Source organism: Paenibacillus sp. PCH8, assembly GCF_002968835.1.
In the GTDB taxonomy this organism is placed as follows: domain Bacteria; phylum Bacillota; class Bacilli; order Paenibacillales; family Paenibacillaceae; genus Paenibacillus.
In genome coordinates this window covers 15,261-33,982 of the sequence record NZ_PKQK01000001.1, presented here as the reverse complement: position 1 = coordinate 33,982, position 18,722 = coordinate 15,261, and the positions used below count along the sequence as shown (strand labels likewise).

Genomic DNA, 18,722 nt, shown 5'->3' with positions numbered 1-18,722 from the left:
GAGCGATTTATGCTTCCGAGGGATGCGGGGTTAACAGATTAGAGGAGACAAAACAATGAGTTGGGATTATCTATCGACCATTTTAAAACCTATGCTTGAGGGTGCGCAGACCACCATTTTCATGTTTTTGCTCGCGATCGTGCTATCTGTGCCCCTTGGATTTGCCGTCACGCTGGCGATGAGAAGCCAGTATAAACTTTTGGCGTGGGTTGCACATACGTATGTCTATGTGATGCGGGGGACACCGTTACTGCTCCAGATTCTATTCTTTTGCTTCGGTTTACCGTTGCTTCCGGTGATCGGGGAGTATCTGGTGTTTGATCGTTTTGTAGCGGCGGGCATTGCGTTCATCCTGAATTATGCGGCGTACTTCGCCGAGATCTTCAGGGGTGGACTACTGTCTATTGATAAAGGGCAACATGAAGCCGCGAAGGTACTCGGATTAACGAAGTGGCAGACCATGACGAAGGTCATTATTCCTCAGATGATTCGAGTGGTATTGCCTGCAACAGCGAATGAATCTATTACGCTAATCAAGGATACGGCACTACTCTATGCCGTGGCTGTACCCGAGTTGTTATACTACGCTCAAGCGGCGGTGAATAGGGACCTACAGTTGATTCCATTTTTCGTTGCAGCAATCATGTACCTGCTCATGACACTGGTGCTCACGTTACTCTTCAAGGCGCTGGAGAAGAAGTTTTCATATGAATAAATTAAATCTTATTGATCAAAGGACTGTGTATGTATGACACATATAATAGAAGTGAATCAGTTAAGAAAATCATTCGGTACACTTGATGTGCTAAAGCAGGTATCCTTCAACGTGGAGCCGGGGGAAGTGATCGCTGTGATCGGACCTTCGGGATCGGGGAAAAGTACGATGCTGAGAAGCCTGATTCATCTGGAGGATATTTCGGGCGGAACGATTCGCATTCAGGATCAGACGCTGGTGGACAATGGTCGTTATGCTGGTGCCGCTGATATTCGCAGAATTACGGATCGTATGGGTATGGTGTTCCAGCATTTTAACTTGTTCCCGCATCTGACCGTACAGGCTAATCTGGAACTCGCGCCGAAGGCTTTGAAAAAAGAAAGCTCCAGCGTTATTCGCTACCGAAGCCTGGAATTACTCGGCAAAGTCGGACTGTCGGATAAAGCCGATACCTATCCGGCCAATCTGTCCGGTGGACAGAAACAGCGTGTCGCCATTGCTCGTGCACTAATGATGCAGCCGGACATTCTGTTGTTCGATGAGCCGACATCGGCACTCGATCCCGAACTGACGGGGAAGTGCTGCGTGTCATCAAGCAGCTGGCACAGGAGAACATGACGATGATGATCGTCACGCATGAGATGAGCTTCGCCCGTGACGTTGCGGATCGCGTATTTTTCATGGATAACGGAGAGATTGCTGAGGCGGGTCCGCCAGAACAAATCTTCGGCAATCCTAAGCTTGCGCGTACGCGGACCTTTTTGCAAAGGGTGGAAGTGGAATCATAGAAGGGCTTAACGGATATGCAGGCAGGTGCGAATGCCAAGCTCACATGAAATCCCTGGGGGATTCGCACCTCAGAATTTGTCGAAAAGGTCATTTTAGTTGCCTTTTGGCAATGAAAGCTTGAATATTCTGGGTGTTGTATATTAAAATGAATATCATAATTGGCAAGATGATCGAAAACACGTAATGAGTATATATACATATGCTATTGTTACGTGTTTTTTCCGCTGTCGCACTCCGTATGGAGTGCGTGGATTGAAATCGCTGCTTCGCATGCAAGAGAATTAATCCTGTAGTCGCACTCCGTATGGAGTGCGTGGATTGAAATTCCAAATGCTGCATCAGGCCGTACTTTGCGATCAGGTCGCACTCCGTATGGAGTGCGTGGATTGAAATCTTGAATGCCTGCCAGATGTCCCAGGCTGTTACGTCGCACTCCGTATGGAGTGCGTGGATTGAAATAACAGCAGCAGTTGCATCATCTACTTGTTTTGAAGTCGCACTCTGTATGGAGTGCGTGGATTGAAATGATACCGGGTTCTTTATGGGTCCCAATGAAATCTTGTCGCACTCCGTACGGAGTACGTGGATTGAAATTCCAATCTCCTGCAAGAGAGATTCAACCGTCTTGTGTCACACTCCGTATGGAGTACATGGATTAAAATCGGTGAAGTGAAGGGGGATTAAAGGCAAGGTTCCGTTTAGGTTAATTCAGATCTTTTGCTATTTGGATTATAATGTTGTTACTTAACAAAGAAGGAGGATTTACTTTTGGATTATCGCCAGAATGATGTAGATCGATATTATAGTGATACAGTTCCACGACCGCCTTATGTAGTACCAAAGACAAACGGCAAGTCCATAACATCTCTCGTCTTGGGGATTTTGTCATTGACCATTCTTTATTTGGGATTTGTTATTGGTATCATTGCGATCATATTTGCGTCCATGGCATTCAAAGAAATCAAAGTACGCATGGAACAGGGGAAAGGTTTAGCCATTGCGGGGCTTGTCTGTGGGGTTATTGGAACGGCACTCTGTACATTACTTATTGCGCTCGTACTGTTGTTTACTTTTTTTACCTCCAGCTCTGAAATTTACTCTACATATTAGAAATATGAAGTTAGAATACGAAGACGTATTTCACACTAAAAAAGCAAGGCCGTGCTCAAGCAAACACTCGCTGTGTTCCAGAAGAACGAGTAGCTTATGAACACGCCTTGCTTTTTATTTTTCCAGTTTACATGTGGAGTACGACTTCACCGCTAATGTCCTCGATCTCACTGGTGCGATGCACCATGAAATAGGTAAATGTAGCCCCCAGACCAACCACGGCGAAGATACACAGAATGCCAATCTGATCCCAGGTTACGCCGAACTGCCCACTTGATATAACGGCTTTATAACCGGTTACGGAATAGGTCATTGGCAGCCATGGATTGAACATTTTCAACCAATTCGGAATAAGTTCCAACGGGAACGTACCGGCACTGGTTGTCAGTTGGAAGATTAACATGAGAATTGCCAGGAAGCGCCCTGGATTCTCCAGCCAAGTAACCAAAGCCTGAATGATATACATAAAGCTCAAGCTGGTCACAAAGCTGAATAAGAGGAATAACGGAATGCTTTGAACCTCCAGACCCAAGACAGACAACACAAGCCATGAAGCGAGTAGGGACTGAACAGCACTCATAATCGTGAAAGCAAGGGTTCTACTCACAAAACGATTCCAGCTACTCGCATCGGTAACCGTACTGCCGCGTGTGGGTACAACTAGTGTGGCAATCAATGCACCGACAAACAGCCCGAGTGATAGAAAGTATGGCGAGAATCCAGTACCGTAGTTGGGCACTTCGTTATGTTTATGCTCTTTCACCTCAACAGGCTGTGCATACATTTCAACAAGTTCATTGGTCTTTTTCACACTGCCCGTTTCAGCGGCCGCTTCATTCAGCTTAGTGGCAAGTTCGCCAGAGCCGTCGGTTAACTTGGCAGTACCTTCTTTTAATGTTCCCGCATCATCATCCAGCTTACGGGAGCCATCGGCAACGGTCGCGATTCCGTCCGAAAGCTGGTTCATGCCCGTAACCAATCGGCCTGCACCTGCATTCAACTGACTCGAACCCTCTGCAAGTTTGGCTCCTCCGGCTGCTGCCTCAGACAACTTGGCGTTGAATTGTTGAAGGCCCGTTGCAAGCTGCTTATGTCCGGTTGATAATTGTGTTGCTCCTTGTAAAAGTTGCTGTTCACCCTGCACGAGCTGACTGCTGCCTTGATGCAGTTGCTGTTGCGCAGCTTGGAGGCTTTTGCTGCCTTCCACTAATTGCTGTCCGCCTTGATAGACCTGTTCGCTGCCAGCGGCAACGGCCTGACTTGCTGCCAACAATTGCTGAACAGCAGGGCTCGCGGCAAGCTCAGGACTGGTTTCGGCTAATTGGGCAAGACCTTGCGCAACGGCCTTAGCACCTTCACTCACTTTGCTGCTGCCTTCGACGGAGATTTGCAACCCGGCTGCCAGCTTCGCACTTCCTTGTTCGGAAGCCGCGAGTCCTGCATCTAACTTAGCCGCGCCTCCCTGAGCGGATTGAATGCCAGCCTGTAACTGTTTGCCACCCGCTTCAGCCTGCAATGCACCGTTACCAAGCTTCGTGCCTGCTGCCGCCAATTGGGACAATCCATCGGACAGGGAGTTAGCTCCTGAATGAAGCGTACCGATTCCTTGTGCCAAGGTAGCTGTACCTTCTTTTAGCGGTGTAACACCTGTTTCCAGTTGGTGGGTTCCATCCGCCAGTTTGGACAGGTTCTTTTTCAATATAGAAGCACCGTCATCCAGCTTGGTTGCGCCCTCGTTGATCTTGTTGGCACCGTCTCCGGCATCCGATAAACCGCTAGAGATCTTCTCTACCTGATCCAGTAACGTTTCGGTATAGGATTCAGTTACTTTGGCGGAGACTTTGGATTTGATCTGTTTGACCGCAGTACCACCAATCTGACCCGCGAGGAAGTTGTATCCTTCATTGGGCTCATAGATCAGCTCGGCTGGTTGCGGGTGATCATCCATCAGGGTTGTGGCCTTTGTTGAAAAGTCCTCGGGGATCACGATCGTCATGTAATACGTATCGTTTTCCATACCTTGTTCCGCTTGTTCCCGTGTCACGAATTGCCAGTCGAAATCGTTACTTTTTTTCAATTCATCGACCAGATTCTGACCGACTTCCAGCGATTTATCGTTGTAGGTTGCACCCTGATCCGTGTTGACCACGGCTACAGGCAGTTCATTCATTTTGCCGTACGGGTCCCAGAATGCATTGAGGAACAGACCGCTATACAGCACCGGAATGAACAGCACAACGAGAATCGGAATGAATACTTTGGGTTTCTTAAAGGCGGACTTCAAATCCTGTCCAAATACAGTTAATGATTTCATCATGTTCTCTCCCCATTATCACGCTACTCCGTTAGTTCTATTTCTAATTTTTAAAAGGGTTAAGCGACACATCTTCCTCTATGTTGGGGATAATCCACTCTTGAGAAAGAGGCCCACAAAATCCTTAATCTGATCCTTCTGTAGCGTAGGATGCGCCTTGTTCCAATCCGAGGTTAACGTGACATAGAGTTTCAGCAGTACAAAAGAGACCAGTTTGGGGTTATCCTCTCGAATCTGCTGCAATTCCATTGCCCGCGAAACTTGGCGTTCCAGATATTCGAGAATCGCTGTCTCTACTTTCAGCAGACCTTCCTTGGCCTGTGGCGTGCCGAAATCGTTCACTTCCTGGAACAGTTTGATTAACAGATCATGCTCTTCCCTATACTCCAGCAAAGAGTCCATACTCAGGTGTACGTTGTCCAGAAACGAATTCTCTTCCTTCACCGTTTGCTCCGTAATCTGTTTCATATCGGTAATGATCGAGTGGAGAATCTCGTCGAACAGTTCTTCTTTATTTTCAAAAAAAGTATAGATCGTACCTTTCCCCACGTTCGCCAGTCTCGCGACTTGCTCCATGGTGGTGGCTTTATAGCCAAACAACGCGAATGATTTCTCCGCCGAGTCAATGACCTGTTGCCTTCGATCAATGGTTCTCATGGTATATGCACCTCCTTGTTGTCTGAATGAGTAAAAGGTGTATCTAAAGTTGACCGGATTACATTTTCGGTCAATTGGTCGTTTATAACTGTAGCACTCGGACAGGGATGATGGATGTGATCTTTGTCATGGTGGGATGGGGGATGAAGAAGGTTTTTGGGGGAATCCGTATGTGACACAAACAGGTGCGAATGTGATGCTCACATGAAAACCCTGGGGGATTCGCACCTCAGAATTTGTCGAAAAGGGTGGAAATGTTACCTTTTGGCAATGGAATGTATAAATAGATTGATTAATGATATGGAAAGTCATAGAATAATAGTGAAAAAACGTTGTTTTGATGGTTCAAATGGTTAAGATACGTACTTTTTCGCTGTCGCACTTCGTATGGAGTGCGTGGATTGAAATATATCATCCTCAAAGGCGTAACGAGCGGAGTCAATGTCGCACTTCGTATGGAGTGCGTGGATTGAAATCTTATCCTCCATCAACTGTTCAAGCACGGAATCCGTCGCACTTCGTATGGAGTGCGTGGATTGAAATTTTTTATCTACAACGGTTGTATCTTGCGGTGCATCGTCGCACTTCGTATGGAGTGCGTGGATTGAAATAATCGACATTGACGAAATGGTTTTTGTTGGTGGAAGTCGCACTTCGTATGGAGTGCGTGGATTGAAATCATTTGTAAGTCCTGAAACAGTTGACGTGTTCGTACGTCGCACTTCGTATGGAGTGCGTGGATTGAAATATCTGATCAGCGGCTAAACATCAGTTTGGAAGAAAGTCGCACTTCGTATGGAGTGCGTGGATTGAAATATTTCAGCTCATCGATCAGCGGGCAAGCAAACTTGTCGCACTTCGTATGGAGTGCGTGGATTGAAATTGACATACATGATTACATCGAGGATTTGCGAGCTCGTCGCACTTCGTATGGAGTGCGTGGATTGAAATTACTCTTCCATTGTTGATGACGGAACCCGTGAAACGTCGCACTTCGTATGGAGTGCGTGGATTGAAATCACTGGATCAATGACGATCTCGTTTCCAATTTCGTGTCGCACTTCGTATGGAGTGCGTGGATTGAAATCCAGATAGGCTGTATGTCGCTCTTTATAATTCCGAGTCGCACTTCGTATGGAGTGCGTGAATTGAAACATTTCGGGTAGTAATGAATCATAACCGTATTTTGTCGCACTCCGTATGGAATGCAAATCGAATCCCCAAAAAAGTCTTACCTTTATTATGCTAAGCATGAATAAGTGGGTAAGACTTTTTCATTTCAGAGAATTAAAAAATTAGATAATAATTCCTAAAACTGAAATGTCATATTAAATGCTGCTTATTTTAAGTTTTTTTGTTAAACAATGGTTTGACCTGTGGTAGAAAAATCAATATAATGTTATTAATTGTAAAAAAAGGAGTGGGGGTATGTCGAGGTATTATGATGGATACGGATTAGACTCGACTGTGACACTACTCAGAATGGCTTATAGCTTGAATAACTGGAGCGAAATAATTAGACTAGGCGAAACGTTATATGAGGAGTCCATTAGAATTTACAATTTAAATATGTTACTTGGAGATACACACATCGTAGAAATACATACAGATCGTGTGCTTGTTTATTATATGGGTTATGCTCTTTTGATGCAGGGAATAGCTCATCAAAAGTTATTGGAGTTTGGTAAGGCAAGGGAATGTATTGAAAGTTATGGCGAATTTAAATGGTTAAGAATCACAGATGAAGAATCGATAGATGAAGTTAAATATTATGCAGAGATCTCTAAAGTTAATTTGATGGTATTGGATTTATTGGAAGGCAAAACAGAGGTTTTAGATGAATATTTATCATTTATACTGCAAAGTAAGGACGAGTTGATTTCTGGGCTCTTAACGCTACTTGAAGCCAATCGGTTAAGCGGATTACCTATAAAAAAATTAGAAAGTATATTTGAAAAAAATATACAGGTCATTGACTGGAAGAACATTTCAGATATAGATGCCTCATATTATCTAAAATTCAGCTACGAAATGGCGATGTATTATGGACGGATTGGAAGAAGTGCCCAGGCTGTAAGCGTATTATTAAATTGTACTGAAATTCATACTTAATTAAAATTATATGTTGGACTAGGTTGGATAAGAGCCTCTATAATGGGAATAAATGATGTAGCCGCGTTGCATTTTACCTTGTAGGTTTGACGATAAAAAATGATGTTTCTTGATTAGCTGTCCCAGTCTTTGAGGGGTGGCTTTTTTGTCCAAGCAAGACCAATAATGATTATTCTCAACTAAATCTGAGTAAGCATCTAATGATATGCCGTTGCACTTCTTATGGAGTATGTGGATTGATAATGCGGACGGTGCCGGAGCCAGTACGTAAATTGAACTGGTCAGACTTTATAGTACATAGATTGAGAGGAAATTGGAAAATATGCAAGGGGGGGCAAACTGTATACGTTTAAATTGGAGGACACAATGGATATACCTGAACGTGGTACCGTGCTTATATGCAGTGCTATAGGTTTAGAGTTCCAATTATATTCCTTGAAAAAATTAGTGGGTTCAACAATTCTGGTACACAGTATAGATGGACCATCTATTGAGTGCGAAGTGATAGATGTGAGCTTGTCTTTTTCGATTACTGAACGCCCGATTGTGGGGATTAATATCAGAGGAAAATTGAACCTTAATGGAATTAAGAGAGGCTCTTTTATTCAAAAGTTATAAGAAATGATATTATATGTGCTAAATCAGAATATAAATTACCGTTATTCAAAAAGTAATTATCGGAACTCGTGTAGCATGAACATCAAATTTTATTGGAAAGGAGCATCGGTTGTGATTTTAAATATCGTAGATCAAAGTGAAATGTAGGCAAGTTTCTCTCTATAAAGTAAATCCGCACAAACAAAACTCCTTTTTCAAATCCACTAAAACGTATAGTCTCTCGCATCGTATAGATTTGAGATATCCACTTAAATTTACTCCTCTATAAATTCAACAACTTCTTCAATACGACATTGTAGGTCTTCGCAAATACGTGCAATCACACTTAACGCGACAAACTCTCCATTAGACATTTTGGCTAGAGTAGAAGGTGAAATACCTAGTTGAGTACGCAGGTAAGTTTTATTCTTGTCCTTTTTAATTAGAGTAATCTCCATTGGTTTATAGCTAGGTTTTAATGCCATCATTAACCTCCAAGAAAAAGTGTATATATACGTGTATTTTATTGAATATGGACTATAAATACAAGATGTCGTACTTTTTGTATAAATTAGTATTGAATAAAAATTTAACTTATTGTACTATATGTATAATAAATCGAACTTTTAGTTCATTAAAAAGTTGTTATTTATTTTTGTAATATGGAGGCGATATCTCAGAATGAAGGATTACTATGCATGAAAAATGATTTTTGATTTGTTAGAAAATGGTGAGGCTATGCTGAAGCTGTACGGAACAAACATCTATTTATACTAATCTAGTAAGTTACAGAAATATGAGATGTTGATAACGATCTAATGAAAAGAGGTGTTCCTGAGTATGTCAGATCGTATTGAATTAGCTTCTGTAGTGATAGGTCCTTTTGATGACGTTCAGGATTTTTATATTTACCAAGGATATGTTATGAATGAAAGTTATATCTTTTTCCTTGACGAAGGTACGCTATGGCTGCGGCATGTACACAAAGTTGCTCACGTAGATCACTTATATATTAATGGAGATACCGGAGGAATAATTCTCGCTGAGAAACCCCAAGGGAATGTAAAAGAACTGATAGAGTCAATCGTGGATAGATTATGCGGAATGGATGCGTTGACTTTTCTTACGGATATCCTTTTGTGGACTCCAGAACGTGTTGATATGAATTTGAAGCTTGATCGATTTCAATAAAAAACGGATATTCTATAATGATACGATGGTCATAGTATCATTATAGAATGAGATCAAATACATTGAATATTGTCTTTGGTTCTTTAGATGTTGAACTATGAAAATAAATTTTCTAAAGTTACAAAGATTAGACCTGTAAAAAGCGCTATTTAATGGTGGTGCGAATGTTAAGCTCACATAAAATCTCTAGGAGATTCGCACCTCGAAAATTGTCGATCAAGCTATTGTTGTCCCCTTTTGGTAACATCATTCTTGAATTAACTGGATTATTTGTATTAAGATGTATTTATTATTATTTACGAAATGACAGAATAACGGTAAAATATCTTTTTTGAAACGACTATACGTTACTTTTTGCTGTCGCACTCTATATGAGTGCGTGGATTGAAATAGTTCCACGACTGTTTCTCCCTGAATCTTTTTTCCGTCGCACTCTATATGAGTGCGTGGATTGAAATATTGAGTATAAACATCACCCGGGCATCAAAGCGCCTGTCGCACTCTATATGAGTGCGTGGATTGAAATTCCTATGATGCTCCGAGAGAGATCGAAGGCGTTGTCGCACTCTATATGAGTGCGTGGATTGAAATTTCCTTCCCAGGTAGGCTGATAGGTGCCAACTGCGGTCGCAATCTTTATAAATGCACTAAAATCGCAATCACATGTCAAAAGACTTACCATCATCTACACTAATCTGTAGCATGAGGTGAGCTTTTTTATATTTGATTGAATACAGTTATGACTTAGCTGCAAAAGTATTACTGCCTTCATAACAAATTACATAATATTCTAAAAATACAGGGTTTATAGAAGGGAAATGTATTTTGGTGTCGAAATTTACAATGTGAGTCTTTTTGCCTATGGATCTGGGATTAATGTCATGAAATTCAGTGGAGGTGAAGTGGTGTGACCTATATTGCGCATATCTGTCAAAAGGATGGAAGAATACAAACCGTTCAGGATCACTTAGTAGAGGTTAAGCAAGGTGCGGAGCAAGCTGGAGAGAAGATTGGTGTCAAAAATTTGGCAGGCATTGCTGGTCTTCTGCATGATATGGGCAAAAATACAGATCTTTTTCGAAACTACATTCAGGAAGCTGTCGCCAACCCAGATGCCCCTCCTCGCAAAGGTTCAGTTGATCATTCGACTGCTGGTGGCAAGCTGCTGCACAGCCTTTACCATGGAAGTGGCACAACGCTTGAGTCAAAGTACACAGCGGAGTGGATTGCCAATTGTATTATCTCCCATCATCAGGGTCTAAGAGACTACATATCACCTGATAAAGCTTCACCTTATATGGAGCGAGTCGTTTCCAAGGAATTAGATCAATATGAGCAAGCGAAAGAAGAATTTTTCAAACACAACCCCCCAGGCCAACTCGACCATATGTTTAAGCAAGCGATCCAAGAGCTTCAAAGATACATACAGATCATCAAAGAGCATAAACTTCCGCCGATTGCGGGAGCACTGCTTATCAAATATATGTTTAGCTGCCTGATCGACGCAGATCGAACGAATACAAGGCGATTTGAAGAAAATGAAACTATAGCAGAAGAAATCAATTACAAGTCTTTTTTTCAACAAAGCTATGAATTACTATCTCAACATTTAAGCAAGCTTGAGCACAGCAGTATAGTAGACACACCCATTAATCGATTGCGACGTGAAATGTCCCGGCAATGCGAACAATTTGCGTATCGTCCATCAGGAGTGTACACCCTTTCCATACCAACAGGCGGGGGGAAAACGCTTGCCAGTATGCGCTATGCGCTCAGACATGCCATTGAACATAACAAACAGCGGATTATATATATCGTTCCGTACACCACCATCATTGAACAAAATGCGGCTGAGATCCGCAGTATTTTGAAGAACGATGACATGATTTTGGAACATCACTCCAACGTGGTGGATGACAAGGATGACGAACGCCATGAGGGCGACGAAGGGGAGACCCTAGATTTGCGCAAAAAGAATCTCAAGCTTGCCCGTGATCATTGGGATCGGCCGATTATTTTCACGACGATGGTTCAATTTTTGAACACCTTTTATGCTAAAGGAACCCGAAACGTCCGCAGATTACATCAGCTTTCCAAGGCAGTCATTGTATTTGATGAAGTGCAGTCGGTTCCGGTTCATTGTATCTCCCTCTTTAATGCTGCACTGAATTTCCTGCATGTGATTGGGAGATCCAGCCTGTTGCTCTGTACAGCTACTCAGCCTGCATTGGATTTTGTGAAGCACAAGCTGCATTTCTCGGAGCAGCCGGAGATTATTCAGAATTTAGACGAGGTCGGACGAAGCTTCAAACGAGTTGAATTACAGGACCTTACGCAGGATTCACCTTCGGGGTGGAGGGCGGAGGAAGTGTCTTCTTTTGTCCAGGAACAAATGAGAGAAGTGGACAGTGTGCTGGTCATTTTGAATACGAAAACAGCGGTCCGTAAACTGTTTGAACAGTTAAATGAAGTGGAATGGTTGCGAGACAGTGGCGTTCAAATTGTTCATTTAAGTACCAATATGTGTGCGGCGCATCGCAAAGAGGTTTTATCCGGGGAGTATGGCGTTATTCCGAGATTGGCAAAGGGTGAGCGTATCATCTGTGTGAGTACACAGCTTATTGAGGCGGGCGTGAATATCAGCTTTGATTGCGTGGTTCGTTCTTTGGCTGGTTTGGATTCGATTGCTCAGGCGGCTGGACGATGTAACCGGCACGGGAAAGATAAGGTTCGCAATGTGTACATCATTCGCTCATCGGATGAGGTGTTAACGAATCTGCCTGAGATTAAAATAGGTGCTGAGAAAACGGAACGTGTGCTTCAGGAATTCAAGGATGACCCCGGATCGCTCGGAAATGACTTGTTATCTTCAAAGGCAATGTCCCGTTATTTCGAATATTATTTTAATGATATTGGAGACAAAATGCATTACCCCATTCCTAAGCTTGAACAGAACTTGTTTGATCTGATGGACCGTAATCGTTATTACGTGGATGCCTATAAGAAGAAGCATGATTGTAAGCCGGAGGTTGTGAATCACTATGCGATAGCTACGGCGGAGAAGTATTTTGAAGCCATATCCACGAACGCCACGCCCGTAATTGTTCCTTATGGGGAAGAAGGAAGAGAATTGATTTTGGACCTGAATGGAGAAATGGAACCTGGTGAAATGAGTGAGTTATTACGCAAGGCTCAGCAGTATACGGTGAATATATACGACCATGAACTCCGGGCATTGGAGAAAAACGGAGATGTGAGGCCCCTTTTGCATGGGCATGTTCTGGCATTGAGAGAACCTGCATATTCCGATGATTTCGGCGTGGAATCTAAGGGTGAAGGTGCTTGGGAACCTATGATGATCTGATCATATGATCCATTACAGGAGGGAGATTCATGACACATGTTTCTCCCTCCTATCCCCATAGAAAGGAGCTGAAATGTTGAGAAATCAAATCGAATTTGAGGTTTCGGGAAAATATGCGTTATTCACCGATCCACTCACCAAGTTGGGTGGAGAAAAATTCTCTTATCAGATTCCTACATACCAAGCCCTCAAAGGGATCGTGGAATCTATTTACTGGAAGCCAACCCTGACCTGGATTGTAGATGAAGTCCGTATTATGAATCCAATTCAGACCGAATCAAAGGGTATGCGTCCGATTGAATATAGCGGGGGCAACACACTGGCCTATTACACCTATTTAAGAGATGTGCGTTATCAGGTCAAGGCCCATTTTATATTCAATCCGCATCGTGAAGATTTGGTACATGACCAGAACGAACATAAACATCACAATATCGCCAAACGAGCAGTTCAGGTTGGGGGACGAAGAGATATCTTTCTGGGAACCCGTGAGTGTCAGGGGTACGTAGAACCGTGCCATTTTGGTGAAGATGACAGTTTCTACGATCGTATAGGTGAGCTTGATTTTGGCACGATGCTGCATGGAATCAGTTACCCGGATGAAACAGGAAGCAATGAGCGAGAGGTTCGTCTGTGGAAAGCGAAAATGCAGCATGGTGTCATTCAATTTATCCGACCGGATGAATGCACATTGGTACGCAAAGTGGGAGAAGGTACAGCTAAAATATTCGATGCAGGGAATATGCAATCTGTAGATGATCTTTATTCAGAATGGTTTGGAAATGAGGTGAGTGAATGAGTTGGCTTGCCAATTTAAGCAAAACGTATGATGATCACGCTAAGGTTGTCGGACAATTTGAAATGAAGAAAAATGGCAAGGAATACGCTCTGATTCCAATCTCGCACACAACACAGACCGCACATATTGAAGTTCATCTGAATGGAAAAGGAGATATCGTAAATGCCAAAGTGGTAGAAAAGAATGATGACAGCACGATTATTCCTTGCACCGAAGCATCTGCAAGCCGAACGAGTGCGCCTGTACCGTATCCGCTTTTTGACAAGTTATCTTATGTTGCAGGAGATTACACTCAGTTCTGCGGAGAAGCCAAGGGAACACCGTATCAGGATTATGTGAATCAACTGAAGGCTTGGTGTGAATCTCCATTTAGTCATCCTAAAGTACAGAGCGTACTTCACTATGTTAGCAAAGGTACGCTAATCGCTGATCTAGTCGACAGAGGGATACTTCATAAGGATAGTCAAGGAAGGTTACTGGAGAAGTGGATCGCAGGACCAAGTGACCAGGAAGGCGAGAAACCGAAAATATTTAATGTCATCGCAGCAGATCAGAGTGGGGCATTTGTTCGATTTGCTGTAGATATTCCGGGAGAACCCGAATCCAGATTATGGCGTGATGCTTCGGTACAACAAGCCTTTATCCAGTTTTACGAAATGAGTTTGCAAGACACGGATATCTGTTTCGTGACAGGAGAACAACTGCCCGTTGCGGACAAACATGCTTCCCGTATACGACATTCGGGAGATAAATCTAAGTTGATCTCAGCTAATGACTCTAGTGGATTTACGTATCGGGGCCGTTTTCGTACCAGTCGTGATGCAGCGGTAGTAAGCTACGAAGCCTCACAGAAGGGGCATAACGCTCTGAAGTGGCTCATTGATCGACAAGGAACCACGATTGATGGCAAAGTGTTTCTGGTGTGGGGAAGCACGAGTCTGGATATGCCAGAACCTCAAGAAGATACATTTAGCTTGTGGGATGAGGATGATGAGGAAGCATTTCCTGGTGGGGACACAACTCATAAGGAGTTTGCTTTGCAAATCAGGAAGGCGATTGGCGGTTACCGATACGATGGGAAGTATAACTCCAAACATGAAGTGACCCTTATGACACTGGATGCGGCTACACCAGGCAGAATGTCGATTATGTATTATCGTAATTTAGATCAGAACGAGTATCTGGACCGGATAACAGCCTGGCATGAGAGTTGTTACTGGATACATCGTTATCGGAAAAATAAAAACGACAAACCCGTCTCGTTTATCGGGGCGCCTGCGACCAAAGACATTGCATTTGCAGCCTATGGTCCACGAGCCAGTGACAAGGTAGTTAAGGGATTAATGGAGCGAATGCTCCCATGTATCATAGATGAGCGACTCATTCCGCTGGATATCGTTCGCAGTTCCATCCATCGTGCATCCAACCCGGTAGGCATGGAAAATTGGGAATGGGAGAAAACATTGAGCATTACATGTGCGCTTGTTAACAAAAAGGAGGGATATGGGGTGAGTCTGAATACTGAAGCAACAGATCGTAGTTATTTATTTGGCAGAATGCTTGCCATTGCAGATGTATTAGAGAGAAGTGCTCTAGGTAAGGAAGAAAAACGAGCCACAAACGCTATTCGATATATGAACGCTTTTGCTCAACGCCCAGGGAGAACTTGGAGCATTATTCAATCTAATCTTCAACCTTATCAAGCGAGAATGGGTACTGGTGCCAGATATTATAATACGTTGCTGGATGAAGTTGGGGCTAAACTACAGTTGGAAGATTTTACAGACAAACCACTCACGGGATTATACCTACTGGGCTTTTACAGCCAGCGTAACGATTTATATACAAGCAAGAAAGATAAGGAAGCCGCAGCTGCACTTGATAAAGACGATGAAAACCAATTGAACGAACAAGGAGATAACTAAATGAGTACACTTGATCACAAAATCGATTTTGCTGTTGTACTGTCTGTTCGTAATGCCAACCCGAATGGTGATCCATTGAATGGTAACCGTCCTCGTCAGAACTACGATGGCTTAGGAGAAATCTCGGATGTATGTATCAAGCGTAAAATCCGTAACCGCCTTCAGGATATGGGAGAGTCCATTCTGGTGCAATCCGATGAAAAACGTAATGATGCTCATCGCTCCATTAAAGATCGTGTCGATGCCAATGAGAATGTACAAGAGCATGCCAAAGGTAAAAAGGCAAATAAGGATTTGTATGCAGAAGCCGCTTGCCAGTCTTGGATTGACGTACGTAGCTTTGGACAAGTATTTGCTTTTAGTGGCACAGATGTATCTGTGGGGATTCGGGGTCCGGTATCGATTCATACGGCGGTTAGTTTGGATCGGATTGACATCTCAAGCATGCAAATTACCAAGAGCGTTAACTCTGTCACAACAGCTAAAGATCCAGACAAAAAAGGTTCAGACACGATGGGCATGAAACACCGCGTAGATTTTGGAGTTTATGTTTTTTATGGAAGTATCAACACGCAACTGGCAGAGAAGACCGGATTTACATATGAAGACGCAGAGAAAATTCGTGAATCACTGAGAACCTTATTCGAGAATGATACGTCCTCGGCCCGTCCTGATGGCAGCATGGAGGTTCACCAACTGTACTGGTGGGAGCATAGTTCCAAAATGGGGCAGTATTCATCTGCGAAGGTACATCGTTCTTTGCAAATTGAATTGAAGCCAGACGTAGCCGAAGCAAAGTCTTACGATGATTATGATTATATAGTGGTGCCGCTGGAAGGCTTGGCAGTCCAAGAATATGAAGGACTATAACGAAGAGGATTATCTGTTGCTTTCGGGGATTCAGCATTTTAACTTTTGCAGAAGGCAGTGGGCATTAATTCATATCGAACAGCAGTGGGAAGACAACGTGCGCACCATTGAGGGTGTTCATCTGCATCGAAAAGCAGATCAACCAGCGCTTCGGGAAAAACGAGGTGATAAACTGGTGGTTCGTGCGCTTCCGGTGCAATCGAGGGAACTTGGGATCACAGGCATCTGTGATGTGGTTGAATTCATTCGTGATCCATCAGGAGTTCCACTTGCAGGAGAGGAAGGGTTATACCTTCCTTATCCTGTTGAATACAAACGTGGCAAACCCAAACGAAATGATTCGGATCACTCCCAATTGGTAGCACAAGTCATATGTCTCGAAGAAATGCTCGTATGTGATATTCCCAAGGCCTATTTTTATTATGACGAGATCAAGCATAGGATTGAAGTTATCATTACTGCGACAGATCGGGAACGCGTGAGGGCAAGTGTTCAAGAGATGAGACATTATTTTGAACGGAACCATACACCCAAAGCCAAAGCAGGACCACACTGCCTAAGTTGTTCTTTGAACAACATATGTGTACCTGATATTTTGAATAAACGCTCCGTTTCAAGTTACATCGAAAGCAGGTTGAATGAATGAAAAAACTGCTGAATACCTTATTTGTAACATTACCCGATACATACCTTGGACTGGATGGGGAAAACATTGTGGTGAAGCAGGAGGAGGAAATTCTTGCTCGCTATCCGCTACATAATCTGGAGGCCGTATGCACCTTTGGTTATGCTGGAGTAAGTCCAGCACTGATGGGGGCCTGTGCGACACGCAATGTTAGTTTGACGTTTATGACACGAACGGGGCGATTCCTCGCACGGGTGATTGGTGAGGATCGAGGAAATGTGGTATTGCGGAAGGAGCAGTACCGTATCTCGGACGATGAGGTGCGTAGCGCGCGGTTAGCCCGTAATATGATTACAGGCAAGTTATACAACAACAAGTGGATTCTGGAACGAGCCACACGGGATTATGCACTACGTATCGACACGGAACGAATCAAGAAGGTTACGGAGTCGCTTGGCGAAACGATGAAGCTGTTACGCAAAGTGGAGCAATTGGACGTATTGCGCGGATTGGAAGGATCGGCTGCCGTGCAATATAACTCGGTGTTCGATGATCTGATTCTCCAGCAAAAGGAGTCATTTTACTTTTACGGACGCAGTCGGCGACCTCCCTTAGATAAAGTAAATGCGTTATTATCCTTTGCCTATACCTTGCTCGCTAATGACATGAAGTCTGCACTTGAATCTGTTGGACTTGATGCATACGTTGGTTTTTTGCATCGGGATCGTCCTGGCAGAGCTTCACTTGCACTGGATATGATGGAGGAACTTCGAGGAGTGTACGCAGACCGATTTGTACTTTCTCTCATTAATAAAAAGGTAGTTAACGATAAAGGTTTTTATGTTAAAGAAAATCTCGCAGTGATTATGGATGATGATACACGAAAGAAAGTGTTAAAAGCATGGCAGGAGCGCAAACAGGAGAAGATTATGCATCCGTATTTGAATGAAAAAATACCTTGGGGGCTTGTACCATACACTCAAGCATTATTACTGGCAAGATATATACGCGGTGATCTGGATGAATATCCACCATTTCTTTGGAAGTAGGTGTGACGATTGCTTATTTTGATTACGTATGATGTAAGCACGATAGATAGTGAAGGCCGTAGAAGACTATCTAAAGTGGCGAAAAAGTGTGTGGATTACGGTCAGCGAGTACAAAACTCGGTGTTTGAATGTATACTGGATGCTGCCCAGTTTAGACGATTAAGATTCGAACTGGAAGAATTAATTGATAAGGATACAGATAGTCTTCGATTCTATAACTTAGGTGATAATTACAAAAGTAAAGTTCAACATGTGGGTGCCAAAGATTCCTATGATATGGGTGATCCGTTAATACTTTAGCAGGTGCGAATACCAAGCTCACATGATTTCCCTGGGGATTCGCACCTCGGAATTTGTCGAAAAGGTCTTTATTGTGACCTTTTGGCAACGATTTTTCGGTAAGTTGTGATTATACAGCCTACGTTAGATGTGAAAGTATCGAAAAAACGTAATTATACTATTGGGTTGCTGTATATACGTTCTTTTTCGCTGTCGCACTCCGTATGGAGTGCGTGGATTGAAATTATCATGGATGGAAATCCTAAATCATTATGATCATGTCGCACTCCGTATGGAGTGCGTGGATTGAAATAATACTTGTTGGA

Annotated in this window: 15 protein-coding genes, 1 pseudogene and 3 CRISPR repeat arrays (1 of these 19 only partly in view); of the genes and pseudogenes, 13 read left to right on the top strand and 3 right to left on the bottom strand. The window is 43.3% G+C overall.

Annotated features, from left to right (window positions below; all coding sequences use genetic code 11):
* The first annotated feature begins 55 nt into the window (after positions 1–55).
* The 3 genes and pseudogenes from C0Q44_RS00135 (at position 56) to C0Q44_RS00125 (ending at position 2,614) form a co-directional block, all read left to right on the top strand.
* A complete protein-coding gene (locus C0Q44_RS00135; RefSeq protein ID WP_105405515.1) occupies positions 56–715 on the top strand; it encodes an amino acid ABC transporter permease in 660 nt (219 codons plus the stop codon).
* Between the two features lie 33 nt (positions 716–748).
* Positions 749–1,503 (top strand): annotated as a pseudogene (locus C0Q44_RS00130) (amino acid ABC transporter ATP-binding protein).
* Between the two features lie 227 nt (positions 1,504–1,730).
* A CRISPR array of direct repeats spans positions 1,731–2,166; the repeat unit is 33 nt; unit sequence GTCGCACTCCGTATGGAGTGCGTGGATTGAAAT.
* Between the two features lie 106 nt (positions 2,167–2,272).
* A complete protein-coding gene (locus C0Q44_RS00125; protein WP_105405514.1) occupies positions 2,273–2,614 on the top strand; it encodes a DUF4190 domain-containing protein in 342 nt (113 codons plus the stop codon).
* Between the two features lie 127 nt (positions 2,615–2,741).
* Here the strand turns inward: C0Q44_RS00125 and C0Q44_RS00120 are convergent, their stop codons facing one another.
* Both C0Q44_RS00120 and C0Q44_RS00115 read right to left on the bottom strand, forming a co-directional pair.
* Positions 2,742–4,928: a YhgE/Pip domain-containing protein gene (locus C0Q44_RS00120; RefSeq protein WP_105405513.1), complete on the bottom strand. Its 2,187-nt coding sequence runs from the start codon at positions 4,926–4,928 to the stop codon at positions 2,742–2,744.
* Positions 4,929–5,006: 78 nt separating this feature from the next.
* On the bottom strand, positions 5,007–5,585 hold the full coding sequence (locus C0Q44_RS00115; protein WP_105405512.1) for a TetR/AcrR family transcriptional regulator: 579 nt from the start codon (positions 5,583–5,585) through the stop codon (positions 5,007–5,009).
* A gap of 375 nt (positions 5,586–5,960) precedes the next feature.
* Positions 5,961–6,740: direct repeats of the CRISPR family, unit length 33 nt; unit sequence GTCGCACTTCGTATGGAGTGCGTGGATTGAAAT.
* A 327-nt stretch (positions 6,741–7,067) separates the two neighbouring features.
* Between C0Q44_RS00115 and C0Q44_RS00110 the strand changes: the two genes are divergently transcribed.
* Both C0Q44_RS00110 and C0Q44_RS00105 read left to right on the top strand, forming a co-directional pair.
* Complete coding sequence (locus tag C0Q44_RS00110) at positions 7,068–7,697, top strand: hypothetical protein (RefSeq protein WP_181150795.1); 630 nt, start codon at positions 7,068–7,070, stop codon at positions 7,695–7,697.
* A gap of 366 nt (positions 7,698–8,063) precedes the next feature.
* The gene (locus tag C0Q44_RS00105) at positions 8,064–8,315 is read left to right on the top strand and encodes a hypothetical protein (RefSeq protein ID WP_105405510.1); all 252 of its coding nucleotides are present in this window, start codon (positions 8,064–8,066) and stop codon (positions 8,313–8,315) included.
* A 254-nt stretch (positions 8,316–8,569) separates the two neighbouring features.
* Here C0Q44_RS00105 and C0Q44_RS00100 read toward each other — a convergent pair whose 3' ends face one another.
* The gene (locus tag C0Q44_RS00100) at positions 8,570–8,779 is read right to left on the bottom strand and encodes a helix-turn-helix domain-containing protein (RefSeq protein WP_017690359.1); all 210 of its coding nucleotides are present in this window, start codon (positions 8,777–8,779) and stop codon (positions 8,570–8,572) included.
* Positions 8,780–9,134: 355 nt separating this feature from the next.
* Here C0Q44_RS00100 and C0Q44_RS00095 point away from each other — a divergent pair, with 355 nt between their 5' ends.
* The 8 genes from C0Q44_RS00095 to cas2 all read left to right on the top strand — a co-directional run bounded on the left by C0Q44_RS00095 (position 9,135) and on the right by cas2 (position 18,417).
* Entirely contained in the window at positions 9,135–9,485 is a 351-nt protein-coding gene (locus C0Q44_RS00095) for a hypothetical protein (protein ID WP_105405509.1), read from the top strand.
* Between the two features lie 907 nt (positions 9,486–10,392).
* Positions 10,393–12,849: a CRISPR-associated helicase/endonuclease Cas3 gene (locus tag C0Q44_RS00090; protein ID WP_105405508.1), complete on the top strand. Its 2,457-nt coding sequence runs from the start codon at positions 10,393–10,395 to the stop codon at positions 12,847–12,849.
* Positions 12,850–12,925: 76 nt separating this feature from the next.
* A complete protein-coding gene (gene cas5c, locus C0Q44_RS00085; protein WP_105407547.1) occupies positions 12,926–13,648 on the top strand; it encodes a type I-C CRISPR-associated protein Cas5c in 723 nt (240 codons plus the stop codon).
* Complete coding sequence (gene cas8c / locus C0Q44_RS00080; protein WP_105405507.1) at positions 13,645–15,573, top strand: type I-C CRISPR-associated protein Cas8c/Csd1; 1,929 nt, start codon at positions 13,645–13,647, stop codon at positions 15,571–15,573. The genes cas5c and cas8c overlap by 4 nt, the downstream gene beginning before the upstream one ends.
* Entirely contained in the window at positions 15,574–16,443 is an 870-nt protein-coding gene (cas7c, locus tag C0Q44_RS00075; protein ID WP_105405506.1) for a type I-C CRISPR-associated protein Cas7/Csd2, read from the top strand. It abuts the gene before it with no gap.
* The gene (gene cas4, locus C0Q44_RS00070; protein ID WP_105405505.1) at positions 16,430–17,089 is read left to right on the top strand and encodes a CRISPR-associated protein Cas4; all 660 of its coding nucleotides are present in this window, start codon (positions 16,430–16,432) and stop codon (positions 17,087–17,089) included. The genes cas7c and cas4 overlap by 14 nt, the downstream gene beginning before the upstream one ends.
* Entirely contained in the window at positions 17,086–18,117 is a 1,032-nt protein-coding gene (gene cas1c / locus C0Q44_RS00065; protein ID WP_105405504.1) for a type I-C CRISPR-associated endonuclease Cas1c, read from the top strand. Before cas4 ends, cas1c begins: the two co-directional genes overlap by 4 nt.
* A 9-nt stretch (positions 18,118–18,126) precedes the next feature.
* Positions 18,127–18,417: a CRISPR-associated endonuclease Cas2 gene (cas2, locus tag C0Q44_RS00060; protein ID WP_105405503.1), complete on the top strand. Its 291-nt coding sequence runs from the start codon at positions 18,127–18,129 to the stop codon at positions 18,415–18,417.
* Between the two features lie 191 nt (positions 18,418–18,608).
* Positions 18,609–18,722: a CRISPR direct-repeat array (repeat unit 33 nt; unit sequence GTCGCACTCCGTATGGAGTGCGTGGATTGAAAT) (it continues 395 nt past the right edge of the window).